Source organism: Aquibacillus rhizosphaerae, assembly GCF_030282825.1.
GTDB classification, from domain to species: Bacteria; Bacillota; Bacilli; order Bacillales; family Amphibacillaceae; genus Aquibacillus_C; species Aquibacillus_C rhizosphaerae.
On sequence record NZ_JASTZU010000019.1, the window covers coordinates 1 to 15,195 of the forward strand.

20 protein-coding genes and 1 riboswitch are annotated in these 15,195 nt (G+C 34.2%); of the genes, 11 read left to right on the top strand and 9 right to left on the bottom strand.

What is annotated here, in order from left to right:
• Together QQS35_RS05510 and QQS35_RS05515 are read left to right on the top strand one after the other, a co-directional pair.
• Nucleotides 1–320: transposase (locus QQS35_RS05510; RefSeq protein WP_285930906.1), on the top strand; the 320-nt coding region annotated here is incomplete at its 5' end.
• Nucleotides 321–627: 307 nt separating this feature from the next.
• Nucleotides 628–1,047, top strand: a complete 420-nt coding sequence (locus tag QQS35_RS05515; protein WP_285930907.1) for a universal stress protein — start codon at nucleotides 628–630, stop codon at nucleotides 1,045–1,047.
• A 27-nt stretch (nucleotides 1,048–1,074) separates the two neighbouring features.
• On the opposite strand, the gene QQS35_RS05520 is transcribed toward QQS35_RS05515, so the two are convergent.
• Complete coding sequence (locus tag QQS35_RS05520; RefSeq protein ID WP_285930908.1) at nucleotides 1,075–1,281, bottom strand: DUF1657 domain-containing protein; 207 nt, start codon at nucleotides 1,279–1,281, stop codon at nucleotides 1,075–1,077.
• A gap of 293 nt (nucleotides 1,282–1,574) precedes the next feature.
• On the opposite strand from QQS35_RS05520, the gene QQS35_RS05525 reads away from it, so the two are divergent.
• Nucleotides 1,575–2,378 carry a VLRF1 family aeRF1-type release factor gene (locus tag QQS35_RS05525; RefSeq protein ID WP_285930909.1) on the top strand — a complete coding sequence of 268 codons (804 nt, stop codon included), beginning with the start codon at nucleotides 1,575–1,577 and terminating at the stop codon, nucleotides 2,376–2,378.
• A 189-nt stretch (nucleotides 2,379–2,567) separates the two neighbouring features.
• Here QQS35_RS05525 and crcB read toward each other — a convergent pair whose 3' ends face one another.
• The 7 genes from crcB to QQS35_RS05560 all read right to left on the bottom strand — a co-directional run bounded on the left by crcB (nucleotide 2,568) and on the right by QQS35_RS05560 (nucleotide 6,466).
• Complete coding sequence (gene crcB / locus QQS35_RS05530) at nucleotides 2,568–2,933, bottom strand: fluoride efflux transporter CrcB (RefSeq protein WP_285930910.1); 366 nt, start codon at nucleotides 2,931–2,933, stop codon at nucleotides 2,568–2,570.
• The gene (locus QQS35_RS05535) at nucleotides 2,934–3,332 is read right to left on the bottom strand and encodes a fluoride efflux transporter FluC (protein WP_285930911.1); all 399 of its coding nucleotides are present in this window, start codon (nucleotides 3,330–3,332) and stop codon (nucleotides 2,934–2,936) included.
• Nucleotides 3,323–3,730, bottom strand: coding sequence for a Fur family transcriptional regulator (locus tag QQS35_RS05540; RefSeq protein WP_285930912.1), 408 nt, complete (start codon nucleotides 3,728–3,730; stop codon nucleotides 3,323–3,325). The genes QQS35_RS05535 and QQS35_RS05540 overlap by 10 nt, the downstream gene beginning before the upstream one ends.
• On the bottom strand, nucleotides 3,727–4,584 hold the full coding sequence (locus QQS35_RS05545; protein ID WP_285930913.1) for a metal ABC transporter permease: 858 nt from the start codon (nucleotides 4,582–4,584) through the stop codon (nucleotides 3,727–3,729). Before QQS35_RS05545 ends, QQS35_RS05540 begins: the two co-directional genes overlap by 4 nt.
• A gap of 14 nt (nucleotides 4,585–4,598) precedes the next feature.
• The gene (locus QQS35_RS05550; RefSeq protein WP_285930914.1) at nucleotides 4,599–5,354 is read right to left on the bottom strand and encodes a metal ABC transporter ATP-binding protein; all 756 of its coding nucleotides are present in this window, start codon (nucleotides 5,352–5,354) and stop codon (nucleotides 4,599–4,601) included.
• A gap of 516 nt (nucleotides 5,355–5,870) precedes the next feature.
• On the bottom strand, nucleotides 5,871–6,197 hold the full coding sequence (locus QQS35_RS05555; RefSeq protein ID WP_285930915.1) for a spore coat protein: 327 nt from the start codon (nucleotides 6,195–6,197) through the stop codon (nucleotides 5,871–5,873).
• A gap of 17 nt (nucleotides 6,198–6,214) precedes the next feature.
• Entirely contained in the window at nucleotides 6,215–6,466 is a 252-nt protein-coding gene (locus QQS35_RS05560; RefSeq protein ID WP_285930916.1) for a hypothetical protein, read from the bottom strand.
• Nucleotides 6,467–6,732: 266 nt separating this feature from the next.
• Here QQS35_RS05560 and QQS35_RS05565 point away from each other — a divergent pair, with 266 nt between their 5' ends.
• The 8 genes from QQS35_RS05565 to QQS35_RS05600 all read left to right on the top strand — a co-directional run bounded on the left by QQS35_RS05565 (nucleotide 6,733) and on the right by QQS35_RS05600 (nucleotide 14,394).
• Nucleotides 6,733–9,132, top strand: a complete 2,400-nt coding sequence (locus QQS35_RS05565; RefSeq protein WP_285930917.1) for a 3-hydroxyacyl-CoA dehydrogenase/enoyl-CoA hydratase family protein — start codon at nucleotides 6,733–6,735, stop codon at nucleotides 9,130–9,132.
• A 34-nt stretch (nucleotides 9,133–9,166) separates the two neighbouring features.
• Nucleotides 9,167–10,342 carry an acetyl-CoA C-acetyltransferase gene (locus tag QQS35_RS05570; protein WP_285930918.1) on the top strand — a complete coding sequence of 392 codons (1,176 nt, stop codon included), beginning with the start codon at nucleotides 9,167–9,169 and terminating at the stop codon, nucleotides 10,340–10,342.
• A gap of 13 nt (nucleotides 10,343–10,355) precedes the next feature.
• On the top strand, nucleotides 10,356–12,140 hold the full coding sequence (locus tag QQS35_RS05575) for an acyl-CoA dehydrogenase family protein (RefSeq protein ID WP_285930919.1): 1,785 nt from the start codon (nucleotides 10,356–10,358) through the stop codon (nucleotides 12,138–12,140).
• A gap of 173 nt (nucleotides 12,141–12,313) precedes the next feature.
• Nucleotides 12,314–12,670 carry an arsenate reductase family protein gene (locus QQS35_RS05580; RefSeq protein ID WP_285930920.1) on the top strand — a complete coding sequence of 119 codons (357 nt, stop codon included), beginning with the start codon at nucleotides 12,314–12,316 and terminating at the stop codon, nucleotides 12,668–12,670.
• 65 nt (nucleotides 12,671–12,735) lie between these two features.
• Nucleotides 12,736–13,119 (top strand): glycine cleavage system protein GcvH, encoded by a 384-nt coding sequence (gcvH, locus tag QQS35_RS05585; RefSeq protein ID WP_285930921.1) that lies wholly within the window; start codon nucleotides 12,736–12,738, stop codon nucleotides 13,117–13,119.
• A gap of 201 nt (nucleotides 13,120–13,320) precedes the next feature.
• Entirely contained in the window at nucleotides 13,321–13,671 is a 351-nt protein-coding gene (locus tag QQS35_RS05590) for a toprim domain-containing protein (protein WP_285930922.1), read from the top strand.
• A gap of 11 nt (nucleotides 13,672–13,682) precedes the next feature.
• Entirely contained in the window at nucleotides 13,683–13,991 is a 309-nt protein-coding gene (locus tag QQS35_RS05595) for a thioredoxin family protein (protein ID WP_285930923.1), read from the top strand.
• 76 nt (nucleotides 13,992–14,067) lie between these two features.
• Nucleotides 14,068–14,394: a hypothetical protein gene (locus QQS35_RS05600; RefSeq protein WP_285930924.1), complete on the top strand. Its 327-nt coding sequence runs from the start codon at nucleotides 14,068–14,070 to the stop codon at nucleotides 14,392–14,394.
• Between the two features lie 5 nt (nucleotides 14,395–14,399).
• Here QQS35_RS05600 and QQS35_RS05605 read toward each other — a convergent pair whose 3' ends face one another.
• Nucleotides 14,400–14,816: a TlpA family protein disulfide reductase gene (locus tag QQS35_RS05605; protein WP_285930925.1), complete on the bottom strand. Its 417-nt coding sequence runs from the start codon at nucleotides 14,814–14,816 to the stop codon at nucleotides 14,400–14,402.
• Nucleotides 14,817–15,042: 226 nt separating this feature from the next.
• Nucleotides 15,043–15,155, top strand: a riboswitch (SAM riboswitch).
• Nucleotides 15,156–15,195: the final 40 nt, after the last annotated feature.

Consider the following 15,195-nt stretch of genomic DNA (forward strand, 5'->3'; position numbering starts at 1 on the left):
GAGAAGCTTATGAATTGAAAAATAAATTGGACAAATGGTTTAAATTTAGTGATGAAAAAACGGCTAAAAAGGGGTTGGAGGAATGTTTATTGGTTATGAGTAGTTCTACCATTGAAGCATTTCACAGAGTTGAAAAAACATTTAACCGATGGAAACAAGAGATTCTACAATCTTTTATGTACCCATTTAACAACGGTTATATTGAAGGTGTTAATAACACGATTAAAGTGACCAAACGCATGTCTTATGGAATTAAAGATTTTGATCGATTGAAAAATAAAATATTATGGCGACAAGAGGTTCGAAGGGTATTCGTATAAAAAACTCCCTTCAATTAAGAGAGGGTGGCATGAAAATCACACCACCACATTTGACAGAGAACCAAAATATTTTGTTTATAACAGATATATATAAAGTTTGCACTAAGTCAATACTCATCTTGTAAAGACAGAAGAAAATCTCACTAAAGTTACTACAAACTTTCTCTCAAGTTTGGCGGATGTAAAGCATCAACAATGTTTATGAGCAAGGTTTATTTCGAGAATGTTGTGAACGTTTTCAAAAAGCACTATTATACTTGACTGAGTTTGGTATAATATACTAAAAATATCTGTTAGGAGTCCTTTTATGTTTAATAATATCTTATTAGCTTCCGATGGTTCTGATCATGCAATTCGTGCTGCTGAACAAGCGATTGAATTGGTAACGAATAACCCTAGTGCAAAGATAACAATTGTATATGTAGTGGATGGTTCAAAGTCAAAATCAGATGTGTTGCATAACTGGAATTCTATTGATGTTGATCGTGGTAGGAAAGAAAAACTTACTTTAACTGAACAAAAATTAAAACATAATAAAATTAAGTATGATATTCAAATTCTTCATGGGGAACCTGGACCAACTATTGTAAAGTATGCTAATACTAATGATATCGATATTTGTGTAATTGGAAGCCGTGGATTAAATTCTTTACAAGAAATGGTGCTTGGAAGTGTAAGCCATAAAGTGGCAAAGCGGGCAAGTTGTCCTGTAATGATCGTAAAGTAAAAGGAGGCATTTATGCCTCCTTTCTGTTTATTGATTTTTGTACTGTGGTTCTTGAGTTTCAATGTATTGTAAACGAGCTTTAAGATTATCTAGAATTTGTTGTTGCTGGTTACTCAAATTCTGGAACATTGTTTTTGCTGTTTGATCTTGTGTTTCTAATGAAAAACTGTGTAAGCTCGCCAATGTACTTTCACAACTAGAAATTGCCTGTTGCATTTGTGTACCTACTGTCAATCTTATCACCTCCTCTACAAAAGGTTTCCCGTGATTGACTGTTTTATCCCGCATTTGTTCTGTAATCCCCAACCTCCAAAATAAGACCTAAAAGCTACTGGGTAATGGTCTTAGGAATTTCTGTTCTAACCAATTTAATCAAACATGTTTTAAATTATTGGTTTTCGGATACTGTCTTATATAGATTATATAATTAAGTCAATTTCATAATTAACTTATTCAGTCATCTGCGACAACAAAATTGGTTTTATGAAATTGATTAAATTGATTATAAAAGGGAGGGGTACGATACGATGGAACTAGAACAAAAATTGAAGGAATTACAAAATATCAAATTAGAAAAACCAAATAGTGTATTAAGTATGTATTTAAATACCAATCCGGCTGACACGGAAGGTAAAGATGGACAATGGAAAATCCAGTTAAAAAATGGATTGAACAGCTTTGAAAACTACTTGGAAAGTAGTGAAGATAAACAAGAGTTGAAAAATTTTAAGAAGGTTCGTGAAAAAATTGAAACGTATATTAATGAACATCATTTAGATTTAAAGAAAAGCATTGTTATTTTTGCTTCACCAGATGAATCGATTTGGTTTGTTGAAAACCTTCAAATGGATGTGAAGACAGAGTTTTATTGGCAAGAGTCCCCAGTCATGGACCAATTATATCAATTGAAGACACAATTTCCAAAACTAGGTATTATTCTAGTGCAGAAAAACCAAGTTAAAGTAATAGAAGCAGAACTAGGTACTGTTCTAGATACTACTCACTATGAACTTGATTTAGATACAGAAGATTGGCGACAATATGAAGGTCCTCATAAGGCTGATGTATCAATGGGTAAAGGTGGCAAGAATTTACAAACAGACCAATTTGATGAACGTTTTAAAGAGAACCAGAAACGTTGGTATAAGAGCCTTGCGCCAAAAATGGACAAGCTTGCTAAGGATCACAATTGGAATAGAATATATCTAGCTGGCGATAAGGAAGAAGCCAAGGATATTTCGAATTATATGAACAAACAAATTGATAAAATAGACAACCGAAATATTCTTGAACAAAAAGAAGAAAAAGTAATTGAATCCATTGTTGCATAATAATAAGCCATCCTCTTATATTGAGGATGGCTTATTTAATAAGGTGCTTTTCGTTCACAAAAAATAACCTGCCCCCTACATTCATGCTTATTTTTACTGGTTGAATTTTTTTCCAAATCCGTACATTACTGCTCTATTTATTCCTAAAATTATATCAGAGTGTATATGTATTTTGTCAACTTGAGCAATTTAGAAAAAAGCCTTCAGTACAAAAAAGATTGTCATGACGGAGCCTATACTAATTATTAAGGATGATAGTACATAAATGATAGCGCGTCTTAACATATTGGCTTGAATCATGGATAATGTTTCTGTTCCGAATGTAGAAAAGGTTGTATATGCACCACAAAAACCGACTCCTAGAAAAAGCCAATAAATTTCTGGGAGTTCACCTTTCTCATAAAAATATAGGAGTAAACCAAGTAGTGCTGAACCACTTATATTTACGCTCAGTGTCCCGACAGGTTTTCTGGGGGTTTTATTCGCTTTTAATCCAATTGAATATCTTGAAATTGCACCGAGGAATCCACCAGCTGCAACGAATAGTAAATTCAATTATACTCCCCCTTTATTAATTGATAACTGGTAACCTGCTAAGCAAAATAATATTCCACCAAATAATTGAAGGATAATATATATTAATGCTAAGCCAATGCCATGATTAAATAATTGGACTGTTTCAACAGAAAAGGCGGAAAATGTAGTAAAGGAACCAATAAACCCTGTGCATATAACTGTTAAAATAGGAGCAGGTATTATATTTCTAATTTGGTTGCTATTTGCTATGTAGGCTAATGAAAAACATCCTATTAGATTAACTAGAAGTGTAGTAAATGGAAAACCTCCGTCAGAAGAAGAGGTAAGTAAAGAGACTAAATAACGCGAACACGCACCAAAAGCACCACCAACCCCTATAAAGAGAATTAATGATGCCTTTGATTGTTTTATTGACATTCCGGACACCGACCATAAATTTCAAACTTATGATCTTCTATTGCGAAATTTTGTAATTCACCCTCAATATCATCCATGGGACATGTTCTAATCTCTTTCGTAACACCACATTGTTTACATATAAAATGATGGTGGTGATGGTGATCACATTTAATCCTAAAGAGCTTTTCTCCATTTAACTCCGTTGATTCAAGAATTCCCACTTCATGAAACAAATGGAGATTCCTATAAATTGTGTCAAAGCTAATCCCTTCATAATTGGGTTCCATATATTGCAATAAATCTTTGGCGGTTCTGTATCGATCTTCTTTTGAAAAGAAAATAAGAATATCTTCTCTTTTACCAGTATATTTGTATCCTTTATCTTTTAGGATAGTTAAAGCTTCTTGAACATTCACTGTATCGCCTTCTTTCTAGAAAGGTTAAACTTCAACTTTTTAATTGAAATAGAGAGTAGTAATATTAGAATAGAGGTTACCACAATCGTACCACCTGGTGGAATTTCAAAATAATACCCAGATATTAATCCTATAATAACAGAAATTTCGCCAAATATAATAGATAAAACAATTGTTTGTTTAAAACCTTTTGCGATACGAATACTTGCTGCAACTGGTAAGGTCATTAATGCGGAAACTAAAAGTACACCAACAATTCTAATAGAAGCAGCTATTACTAATGCTGTTAAAACAATGAATAAGAAATGAATTCTCTTTGCATGGATACCAGAAACAACTGCATGTTCTTCATCAAAAGATAACATAAACAATTCCTTATAAAATAGGAATATAACGGTTATAACAATGACAGTTATGACAATGATACTATATAAGTCACTTCTACTAACAGCTGAAACTGATCCAAATAAATAATTATACAAATCGGTATTAAATCCATTAGCAAGTGAAATGAAAATGACACTTAGACCAACGCCACCTGAAAGGATAATCGGAATAGCGAGTTCTTGATAAGCTTTATATACGCTTCTTAATCGTTCTATAAAAACTGACCCAATAACAGAAAACCCCATCCCGGCATAAAAAGGAGTAATAACACCACCGAGAATATACTTCTTTTCTAACAATAATCCAAATGCAATCCCAGCGAGCGTTACATGGGAAAGAGCATCTGCAATTAAAGATAACCGCCTTACTACAATAAACGTGCCGAGTAGTGGGGCGATTAGTCCGATTAGAAGGCCAGTATAAAATGTGTTTCGTAAAAATTCATACTCAAAAAAGTTGGCTATCATATTACTTCCTCCGATTAGTGGTTATGTGTAACTAAATTTAATGGGTGTCCATAAAAGTGTGACAAATCCTTATCTGACAAACTTGAGAATTCAGAAGGATTGCCGTGAAAGTGCAAATGCTTGTTTAAGCATACAATATCTGTAGCATGATGTGTCATTGTTCCGATATCATGGGTTACTAACAAAAGAGTAATCCCACTGTCATTATTTAATTGATGTAATAAATCATAGAATTTTTTTACATTTTCAGCATCAACCCCTACAGTTGGTTCGTCCAATATAAGTAATTCAGGGTCGCTTACTAATGCTCTAGCAATAAAAATTCGTTGTTGTTGACCACCTGATAAATCACCAATGTTTTCATGAAGATACTCTGACATGCCAACCTGTGCGACTGCTTTTTCAATTTTTTGTCTATGTTCTTTTGTGAAAAATTTCAAATAGCCAACCTTTGCTGTAAGTCCCATGGAGACTACTTCTTGCACTGAAGCAGGAAAACCAAGATTGAATGCATTAGCCTTTTGTGAGACAAAACCAATTTTGTTCCAATGCTTGAATTTATTCATTGGTACTCCAAATAATTCAATTGAGCCATGTTGGGGTTTTAATATTCCAAGTAAGAGTTTAATTAAAGTAGTTTTCCCTCCACCATTTGGGCCAACTAGACCAATAAAAGAACCTTGTGAAATAGTGAAGTTAATTTTGTTTAAAGCATGTTTATTTTCATAAGCATAACTAACGTCTTTCATTGTGACTATAGGATCATGCATAGTGTATATCTCCATTCCTCTGTAATACTAAAATCTTTTTTATGTTTATCTGATAGAATAGTAGTTAACGATTAATGAGGTTCTGGCCTGATTTGACGAAAACTTCTTCCATTCGACACTAAGTTATCTATAATAATGTATCAGTAAGAACCAATACTAATAAATGTTCCACCTTTAGTAGTTTCTGTCAAAGTTCTTTTAGTAGGGTTCGAAAATGAGAGTTCCTAGGGTGAATAGTTTCTTATAAGAAAATGCCATAAAAAAGTTTTATATATAAAGTTGATTAAACAGATGTATTTAAAGTACTTGATTTTTGACCACAGCCTGTTAGAATAATAAAAGCTGTAAGTATTCATTTTATCGTAATCATTCTTCTTTGTAAATAAGAATAGTTTCGTTTTAATTCACATTGCTTATAATAAGTGTGTAAAAAAAACAAAACCTCTGTTTGACTTTCCAACAAAGGTTTTGTTTTTTTACATATAAATTTGGATTTAATTAACTCAATATCTAAATTTAATGAATGGGGAATTGGTTTGTATATCCAGAGAATTGCTGATATGCCTGTTGTATTTTTTGTTGTTCAGCTTTTTCAAGACTGTACCAACCATTTTTAAACATTAGATTGTACAAATCTCTTTGACAATTTTGTGTTTCCTGAAAAATTGACGCAACATCTTGATAGATAGCTTGGTTACTTGCTTCATTTAAAGCAGTGCTATAGGCGTCAGTAATATATTTTTCAGTTGTTAGCATATCATTGACAAAGTCTCGGTCATTCATTTGTGGTGTCTTAGGAACTTGTGTTTCAGGATTTTGTATTTTTTGATTTTGTTGGTTCATTTAAATTGCTCCTCTCTTTATATCATTGATTGCTGATTCTGGTTATTTAAGTGCTGTAATATTCTGTTATAATGATTTTGATGCATTTGACATGCTTGTTCTAATGCTGTTTTCACTTCAGGAATTGTACATTGTTCAGCAAAAAAATGTGCCTTTTTTGTTGCATTTAAATTCCAAGATAGCATATCAGTAAGATAAAGTAGATCCTTAGAACTCACCTGGTTTGGCGGTTGTGGCATTACTTGACCTTGATTTTGTTGTTGCTGCATATGATAACCTCCTAATAATCAAATCACATTTATTTTCTCCAATTGATGATAATATATGATTGATTCTTAATAGAAAATTAAGTTGTAATATAAAGGAATTGTAAATATAATTACATTTTAAATATAAAGAATCCTTGAAAAAGGATTGCGAAATGTATCAGAATAACATATAGTAGAAATAGATGAAGATAAAGGTATCTTCTTTTTTTAATAATCATAAATGAATGAGTATTCATTCAAATAATTACGAGATAGGGGGAAATAGGATGGGGCGAAGCATTAAACGTGCAGCTATTATTGGTTCCGGGATTATGGGTTCTGGGATAGCAGCACATTTGGCCAATGTTGGAATCGCGACACTAATGCTCGATATTGCGCCTGAGAAATTAACAGATGAAGAAAAATATAAAGGATTATCTTTACAAGATAAGTGTGTGCGTAATCGGTTATCTTATAGGAGTAAACAGGCTTTAAAAAAACAAAAGCCATCGCCACTAACGAGTGATAAGAGTCTTGAGTTAATTGAAATAGGTAATTTAGAAGATGATGTAACACAGTTAGGTGATATGGATTGGATTGTTGAAGTAGTTGTTGAGAATTTAGACGTTAAAAAACAAATATTAGAAGTGATTGATAAGCATCGTAAAAAAGGTAGTATTGTTAGTTCGAACACATCCGGAATTTCTATTGAGAAAATGGTATCTAGTTGCTCTCATGATTTAAAACAAAACTTTTTAGGTACACATTTCTTTAACCCACCTCGTTATTTAAAATTATTAGAAATCATTCCAACGAAGTGGACGGATCCAGAAGTACTAGCTTTTGTAAGGCGCTTTGGAGAAAATGATTTAGGTAAAGGTGTGGTTGAAGCGAAAGATACACCTAATTTCATTGCTAATCGTATTGGAACTTACGGATTACTCGTAACTGTAAAAGAAATGCTTGAACGGGGTTTAACAGTTGGAGAAGTTGATTCGGTCACTGGACCGTTGATTGGTAGACCTAAGAGTGCCACTTTCCGTACATTAGATGTAGTTGGATTAGACACGTTTGCACATGTAGCAAACAATGTCTATGAACAGGTTACTGGGAATGAAAAGTCTATCTTCAAAACTCCTGACTTTATGCAAACAATGATAAACAATAAATGGTTTGGTGAAAAATCAGCGCAAGGTTTTTATTTAAAAAGGAAGGAGCAAGGCAAAAGTTTTATTTTTCAGTTGAATCCCAATACATTAGAGTACGAACCAAGGGATTCATTGAAAACAAAAGCTACTGAATTAGCTAAGCAGGAAAAAGGTTCTAAGCGAAAAATGAAAGCGCTTTTATCAGTGAGGGATGACAGAGCTAGTGATTTTGTTTGGTCAGTGATAAAGCCAGTATTACTTTATTCTGCTGATTTAGTAGGTGAGATTGCTGATGATATTATTTCCATTGATCAAGCAATGCGTTGGGGGTTTGGCTGGGAACTAGGACCCTTTGAAATCTGGGATGCGCTTGGATTCGAGCAGACTTTTGATCGTATGGTTGAAGACGAAGAAGAAATTCCAAATTGGATTAAAGAAATGAATGCAAATAATAAAAAATATTTTTACTATCCAAAAGAAGGAAATATGTATTTTTATGAGCAAGGTGGTTACAAACAACAAGCTTTTAATAAAAAAGAAATTAATTTAAAACTTACTAAAGAAAAGCATGGCGTTATTATGAAAAACACTGGGGCAAGTTTAATTGATGTAGGTGATGGAATTGCTTGTTTAGAATTTCAATCAAAAAGCAATGCAATTGGAATGGATATTTTACAAATGATTAATGAATCAATCGAAGAAGTGGATAAGAACTATGAAGGCCTTGTAATCGGAAATCAAGGAAATAATTTCTGTGTGGGTGCTAATATTGCGATGATGTTAATGGAAGCGCAGGATGGTAATTATTTTGAACTGGAAATGGTCGTTAGACAATTTCAAAAAGCAATGATGAATATCAAATATGCTAAGAATCCTGTCGTTGTTGCACCGTTTGGTATGGCCTTAGGTGGTGGAGCAGAAGTATCGTTACCTGCGAGTTCACTTCAAGCTGCGCAAGAAACGTATATCGGATTAGTGGAATTTGGTGTAGGACTTATTCCTGGTGGTGGAGGTAATAAAGAATTGTATTTAAAACAACTAAGAAATCTACCTCAAGGTGTTGACTTTGATTTACAAAAGATAGCAAACAAAACATTCGAAACGATAGCAATGGCGAAGGTTTCTACTTCTGCTCAGGAAGGGTTGGAGAATGGATTTTTAAATAAACAGGACGGTATATCAGTTAACCAAGCACATTTAATTGATGATGCAAAACAAAAAGTATTAAGTCTTAAGAGAGCGGGTTATCAAGCCCTTAAACGTGAGAAAGTTCCAGTCGTTGGAGAATCGGGATACGCAACAATGTTGTTAGGTGCAAAGACACTAGCATATGGTGGCTACGCTTCAGAACACGACTTGAAAATAGCTGAGAAGTTAGCATTTGTTCTCGCTGGTGGCAGGGTTAAACAAGGGACATTCGTTGATGAACAATACTTATTAGACATTGAGAGAGAAGCATTCTTGAGTTTGATTGGTGAACCAAAAACACAAGCAAGGATGCAACACATGTTGATGAAAGGTAAGGCATTACGTAACTAGCAACTAAACCGAAAAGGAAAAGAGGGGAAGGACTTTGAAAGAAGCTGTTATCGTGGCTGGAGCTCGTACGCCAATCGGGAAGGCGAAAAAAGGTTCACTGGCCCATATGCGCGCGGACGATCTTTCGGCATTAACCATAAAAGAAACGTTAAAAAGAGCGGGGGATTATGAAGGAGTTGTTGACGACGTAATTATTGGTTGCGCAATGCCTGAGGCAGAACAAGGAATGAATATGGCCCGTAATATTGCAGGTCTAGCTGGACTACCAATAACGGTTCCTGGAATTACAATTAACAGATATTGCTCTTCAGGATTGCAAAGTATTGCCTATGCAGCCGATCGAATTAGACTAGGAGAAGCAGGCGCTATCATTGCAGGTGGAGCAGAGTCGATGAGTTTAATACCAATGGGTGAGCATGTTATTAGGCCAAACATAAGCTTGGTAGAAAGCGCTCCAGGTTATTACATGTCGATGGGTCACACTGCGGAAGAGGTTGCGAAACGTTTTGATATATCAAGAGCAGACCAAGATGCTTTTGCTACAAGAAGTCATAAGCGGGCAGCAGAAGCGATTGCTGCAAACAAATTTAAAGATGAAATTGTTCCAGTAGAAGTAGTTCATAGACAAGTAAATGCGACTAATAAATTGATGGAACAATCATTCCTATTTGAAATGGATGAAGGGGTAAGACCAGAGACAAATGAAGTAGGACTTTCTAAATTAAAGCCTGCATTTTCCTTGAACGGTACAGTAACTGCAGGTAATTCATCACAAATGAGTGATGGGGCTGCTTCGGTGTTAATAATGGATCATGAGCATGCAATACAACAAGAACTAAAGCCTTTAGTTAAATTTCGTTCGTATGCTGTAGCTGGTGTAGAACCAGAAATCATGGGGGTAGGACCTGTTAAAGCAATTCCAAAAGCGATTAAAATGGCTGGACTTTCATTGGGGAATATTGGATTGTTCGAGCTGAATGAAGCCTTTGCTTCTCAATCTATCCGTGTGATACGTGAACTAGGGCTAGATGAAGATAAAGTTAATGTTAATGGTGGTGCGATTGCGCTTGGTCATCCATTAGGTTGTACAGGAACCAAACTTACACTTAGCTTAATTTATGAGATGAAACGGCGCAATATCCAGTTTGGAGTTGTAACAATGTGTATTGGTGGAGGTATGGGTGCTGCAGGAGTATTTGAATTAATATAAAGGGAGTGAGAATATGGGTGAAACAAAGGATAAGGTGTTTAAAGGTGGCGCTTTTATAGTTGAGGATTTGAGACCAGAAGACATTATTACACCAGAAGATTTTAATGAAGAGCATAAAATGATTGCAAAAATGACAGAAGATTTTGTACTAGGTGAAGTTGTTCCTAAAATTGATAATTTAGAAAATCATGAGTTTGAACATTCGGTTAAATTATTAAAACAAGCAGGTGAATTAGGTTTGTTAGGGGTCGATGTACCTGAAGAATATGGAGGACTTGGTTTAGATAAAATCAGTTCGTCGCTAATTACAGAAAAGTTCTCACGTGCTGGTGGATTTTCTGTAACACATGGTGCACATGTTGGCATTGGCTCGCTTCCTATAGTTTTCTTTGGAAATGAGGAACAGAAGCAAAAATATTTGCCACTTTTAGCAAGCGGTCATAAATTAGCGGCATATGCACTAACTGAACCTGGATCTGGATCAGATGCTTTGGGTGCAAAAACGAATGCTAAATTAAATGATGCAGGTACACATTACATTCTAAATGGTGAAAAACAATGGATAACTAACGCTGCATTTGCAGATATATTTATTGTTTATGCTCAAGTTGATGGTGACAAATTCACTGCTTTTATTGTTGAACGTGATTTTGCAGGTGTATCAACGGGTCCAGAGGAAAAGAAGATGGGAATAAAAAGCTCGTCAACGCGTACAGTAGTTTTAGACGATGCAGAAGTTCCCGTTGAAAATGTATTAGGAGAAATTGGCCGTGGGCATATCATAGCTTTCAATATTTTAAATGTTGGTAGATATAAATTAGCTGTTGGTGGTATAGGTGGTGCTAAAAGAAGCATTGAACTTTCTGCAATATACGCTAATCAACGTAAACAATTTAACACACCAATTGCAAAGTTCTCTTTAATTCAAGAAAAACTTGGTACAATGGCAGCGAATACGTATGCGAATGAGAGTGCTGTATATCGAACTGTTGGGCTTTTTGAACAGCGAATGGGAATGTTAAACGAACAAGAGCTAAAGGATGGAAAAGCAGTAGCTAAAGCAATAGCTGAATATCAAATTGAGTGTTCATTAAATAAAGTGTTTGGAACTGAATTAATGGATTATGTGGCCGATGAAGCTGTTCAGATTTACGGCGGATATGGATTTATGCAGGAGTATGAAGTTGAAAGAATGTACCGAGATTCACGGATACAGAGAATATTTGAAGGTACGAATGAAATAAACCGTTTACTAATCCCCGGCACGCTAATGAAAAAAGCTATGAAAGGCGAACTACCTTTATTAGAAAAAGCACAGGCATTACAGGAAGAATTAATGATGCTAATGCCAGAAGAAGTAGGTACAAATGTTTTAGAAAAAGAAAAATATCTACTTAAAAATGCTAAGAAGATAGGGCTACTTGCATCAGGTATTGCGGCCCAAAAATTTGGCGCTAAACTAGAGAAAGAACAAGAAGTGTTGGTTAATATTGCAGATATTGTTGCAGAAGTGTACAATATGGAATCCGCTTTATTAAGAACAGAAAAGGCAATGGAGAAAACAGGAGAAGAGAAAAATAAACAAAAGGTCTTATACACGGAGGTTTATGTTCAAGAAGCTTTCAATCGGATAGAGGCACATGCTAAGGAAACGATTATAGCAAGTGAAACAGGTGACACATTACGAATTACGCTTTCAGCTATGAGAAAACTAACTAGGCATGAACCAACTAATGTTATTCTGAAAAAACGAGACATTGCTAAAGCATTACTTGAAGCAGAAAAATATATAGTCTAAATTTAAAGAGAAATCCTTATCAAAATTTGATAGGGATTTTTTGTTAAGATTTTAGGCTACCCAGATAAAAGGGTATGAATAGATCATTTTTGTTTTGTATAAAAATAATGAGACCGTATTAATAAACAATAAATGGTTAATATGATAAAATGTGAGAAAGAGGAGGTAGTTAGATGACATTAACCTTTTATTGGTATCCAAAATGTGGAACATGCCAGAAAGCAAAAAAATGGATTGAAAACAACGATATAAAACTTAACGAAATACATATTGTAGATAGTCCCCCAACAAAAGAAGAGTTAAAAGAATTGATTGCTAATAGTGGCCTGCCAATAAAAAAGTTCTTTAACACAAGTGGCAAAAAATATCGAGAATTAGGGTTGAAAGATAAATTGTTGGAAGCTGATGAAGATCAAAAGTTGGAGTGGTTAGCATCTGATGGTATGCTAATTAAAAGACCCATAACCACAGACGGAAAACAAGTAACAGTAGGTTTTAATGAAGAAAATTTTGAACAGACTTGGAAATAAAGTATAAGGTGAACAGTGGAAACTGTATGCTTTAACTACATAAAAGAAAAAATGGAGGTAGAATGATGAGTTTACCAAAAGATTTACGTTATTCTGAAGAACATGAGTGGGTAAAAGTAGAAGGAGAAAAAGTGCGTATTGGAATTACCGAACATGCTCAATCTGAGCTTGGTGATATTGTATTTGTGGAACTACCTGAAGTCGGTGATGAAGTAGAAGCGGACGAGCCTTTTGGCAGTGTAGAGTCAGTTAAAACTGTTTCTGAACTATATGCACCATTGAGTGGAAAAGTAGTGGAAGTGAATGAAGAACTTGATGATAGTCCGGAATTTGTAAACGAATCACCATATGAAAAAGCTTGGATGATTGTTGTAGAGCCAAGTGATTCATCACAATTAGATGATTTAATGTCTGCTGAACAGTATCAAAAAATGATTGAAGAAGATTAAATAAGCTGATTTTTATAGCAATAGTGCATGAATTTACAGATTTCAAATACAATGTTATAAGAGAACAAAATGATCCCTTGTTACAGTCGAAGTGACAAGGGGTTATTACTAATAGAGGTGAAACCGAGTTCTTAAGCCTTTCGGAAGTAACCGTTTAATTATTAAAACTATTTCTATAAAATAAAGCAGGTGATCTGATTAATGGTAGATAATGAAAAAATTATCATTGTTGAAGGACTTTCAGATAAAAAACAAATTAAAAAGATTTTGGCCGACGAAGTAGAGATTATTTGTACAAATGGAACGTTAGGTGTGGAAAGACTGGAAGAGTTATTAATCGAATATGACCTTGATAACAAGGATGTTTTTATTTTGGTTGACGAAGATAATGCGGGACACAAGTTAAGAAAACAACTTTCAAAGGAACTTCCACACGCGGAACATATTTTTATTGATAAGGCCTTTCGTGAAGTCGCCGCGACACCTGAACCTGAATTAGCCACGGCATTATTGAGCAGAAGTATCGCTGTAAATCCAATATTTCTTATATAAGGTTGATAAAAATGAAAGAGATAACGTTAGAAGTGCTAAAAGACGAGACAAAAGAACTCATCTTGTTCATACATACACCACTTTGTGGAACATGTCACATCGCAAGGAAAATGCTGGTTACGGTTGAAGTCATGAAAAACAACCTGACGTTTTATGAGGTGAATGCATCCTTTTTTCCTGACTTTATGCAAGAAAAAAGGATTGAAAGTGTCCCTTGTCTTCTAATTATGAAAGCAGGAAGAATCCAAGAAAGAGTATATTCTTTTGAATCAGTTGTAAAACTTAATAGTATTATTAATAGACATTTTTTTGCTGAATAATTGTCGGAAATTAAGATTATAATCAAATTTTTTCCCTAATGAATAAGTTATTCGTAACTAAAGAGGAGTTAAGGAAATGGATACAGCATTCTTGCTTGGTTGGAAGGATACGCTAGAATCTCGTTCGGATTTATTATGTTTACATAAAAATAAGAAAGTAGATATTCACTTTGTCTATAATAACAATGATTTTCTTATCTCTTTTAATCATGGTGTGATTGAACTCAATCAATCGATAAATCATGATCCAGATTTATCGATTGAAACAACAAATCAAATCATAGATGAGCTTATCAGTGGTAAAACTAAACTTACTTCTGTTCCAAATGAATTAGCACGTATTACAGGTAAGTATAAAGATGTTTTATTCTTTGAAGCAATTTTATATCTATCAAGTAGTTAATGGAACTAGACAATTAATTGCCCAAGGCTTTTAACGATTTGTAAAAAATCAGACTTATCGTCAAAATGACTATGAATCTCTCCAGTTGAATTAATGATAATTGTTGTAGGCACACCTTTACAATCGAATTTATCATAGGTGTCACGCCCTTTATCAATTAGTGTCGTTTGTGATAGGAACTTACTCGTATAATCAATTGGATCCATTTGATTTCTTTCTCTACCGGCAACATTAATCGTTAACATTTTTACTTTATTTTTATCAATTGAATGATAGAGTTGTTCTTTTTTTGGTAAGTCTGTACCACATTCAGGGCACCAAGATGTCCAAAAACTAATAATTATTATTTTTCCGAGATCATCTGTTAAAGAATATGTTCCCTCTTTATTTATGAATGGAAGTTTAAAGTTTGGAGCTTTCATAATATGCCTCTCTTTCTGATTTTCCTATGTGTATCCTAACTTAAGTACCCAATTTTTTAAAGTGTTTTAAATTAGGCTTAAGCACTTTGTTTATACCGTTTTATGATTATTTTAGTAGTGGAAATTTAAGTTTTAAATTTTTTTATTGACACAAATTTATCTCCATGCTAGAATCTTGCTTAGCGCTATTCATAAAAACAATAATCATAAAAAATAATATATAAATCTCTTATCAAGAGAGGTGGAGGGACTGGCCCTATGAAACCCGGCAACCGTTAAACATGATAATGTTTAAAATGGTGCCAATTCCTGCGGAGCATAAGCTTTGGCAGATGAGAGAACACGAAAGAAGCTATTTGCGTCTTTCTGTTCTCATGAA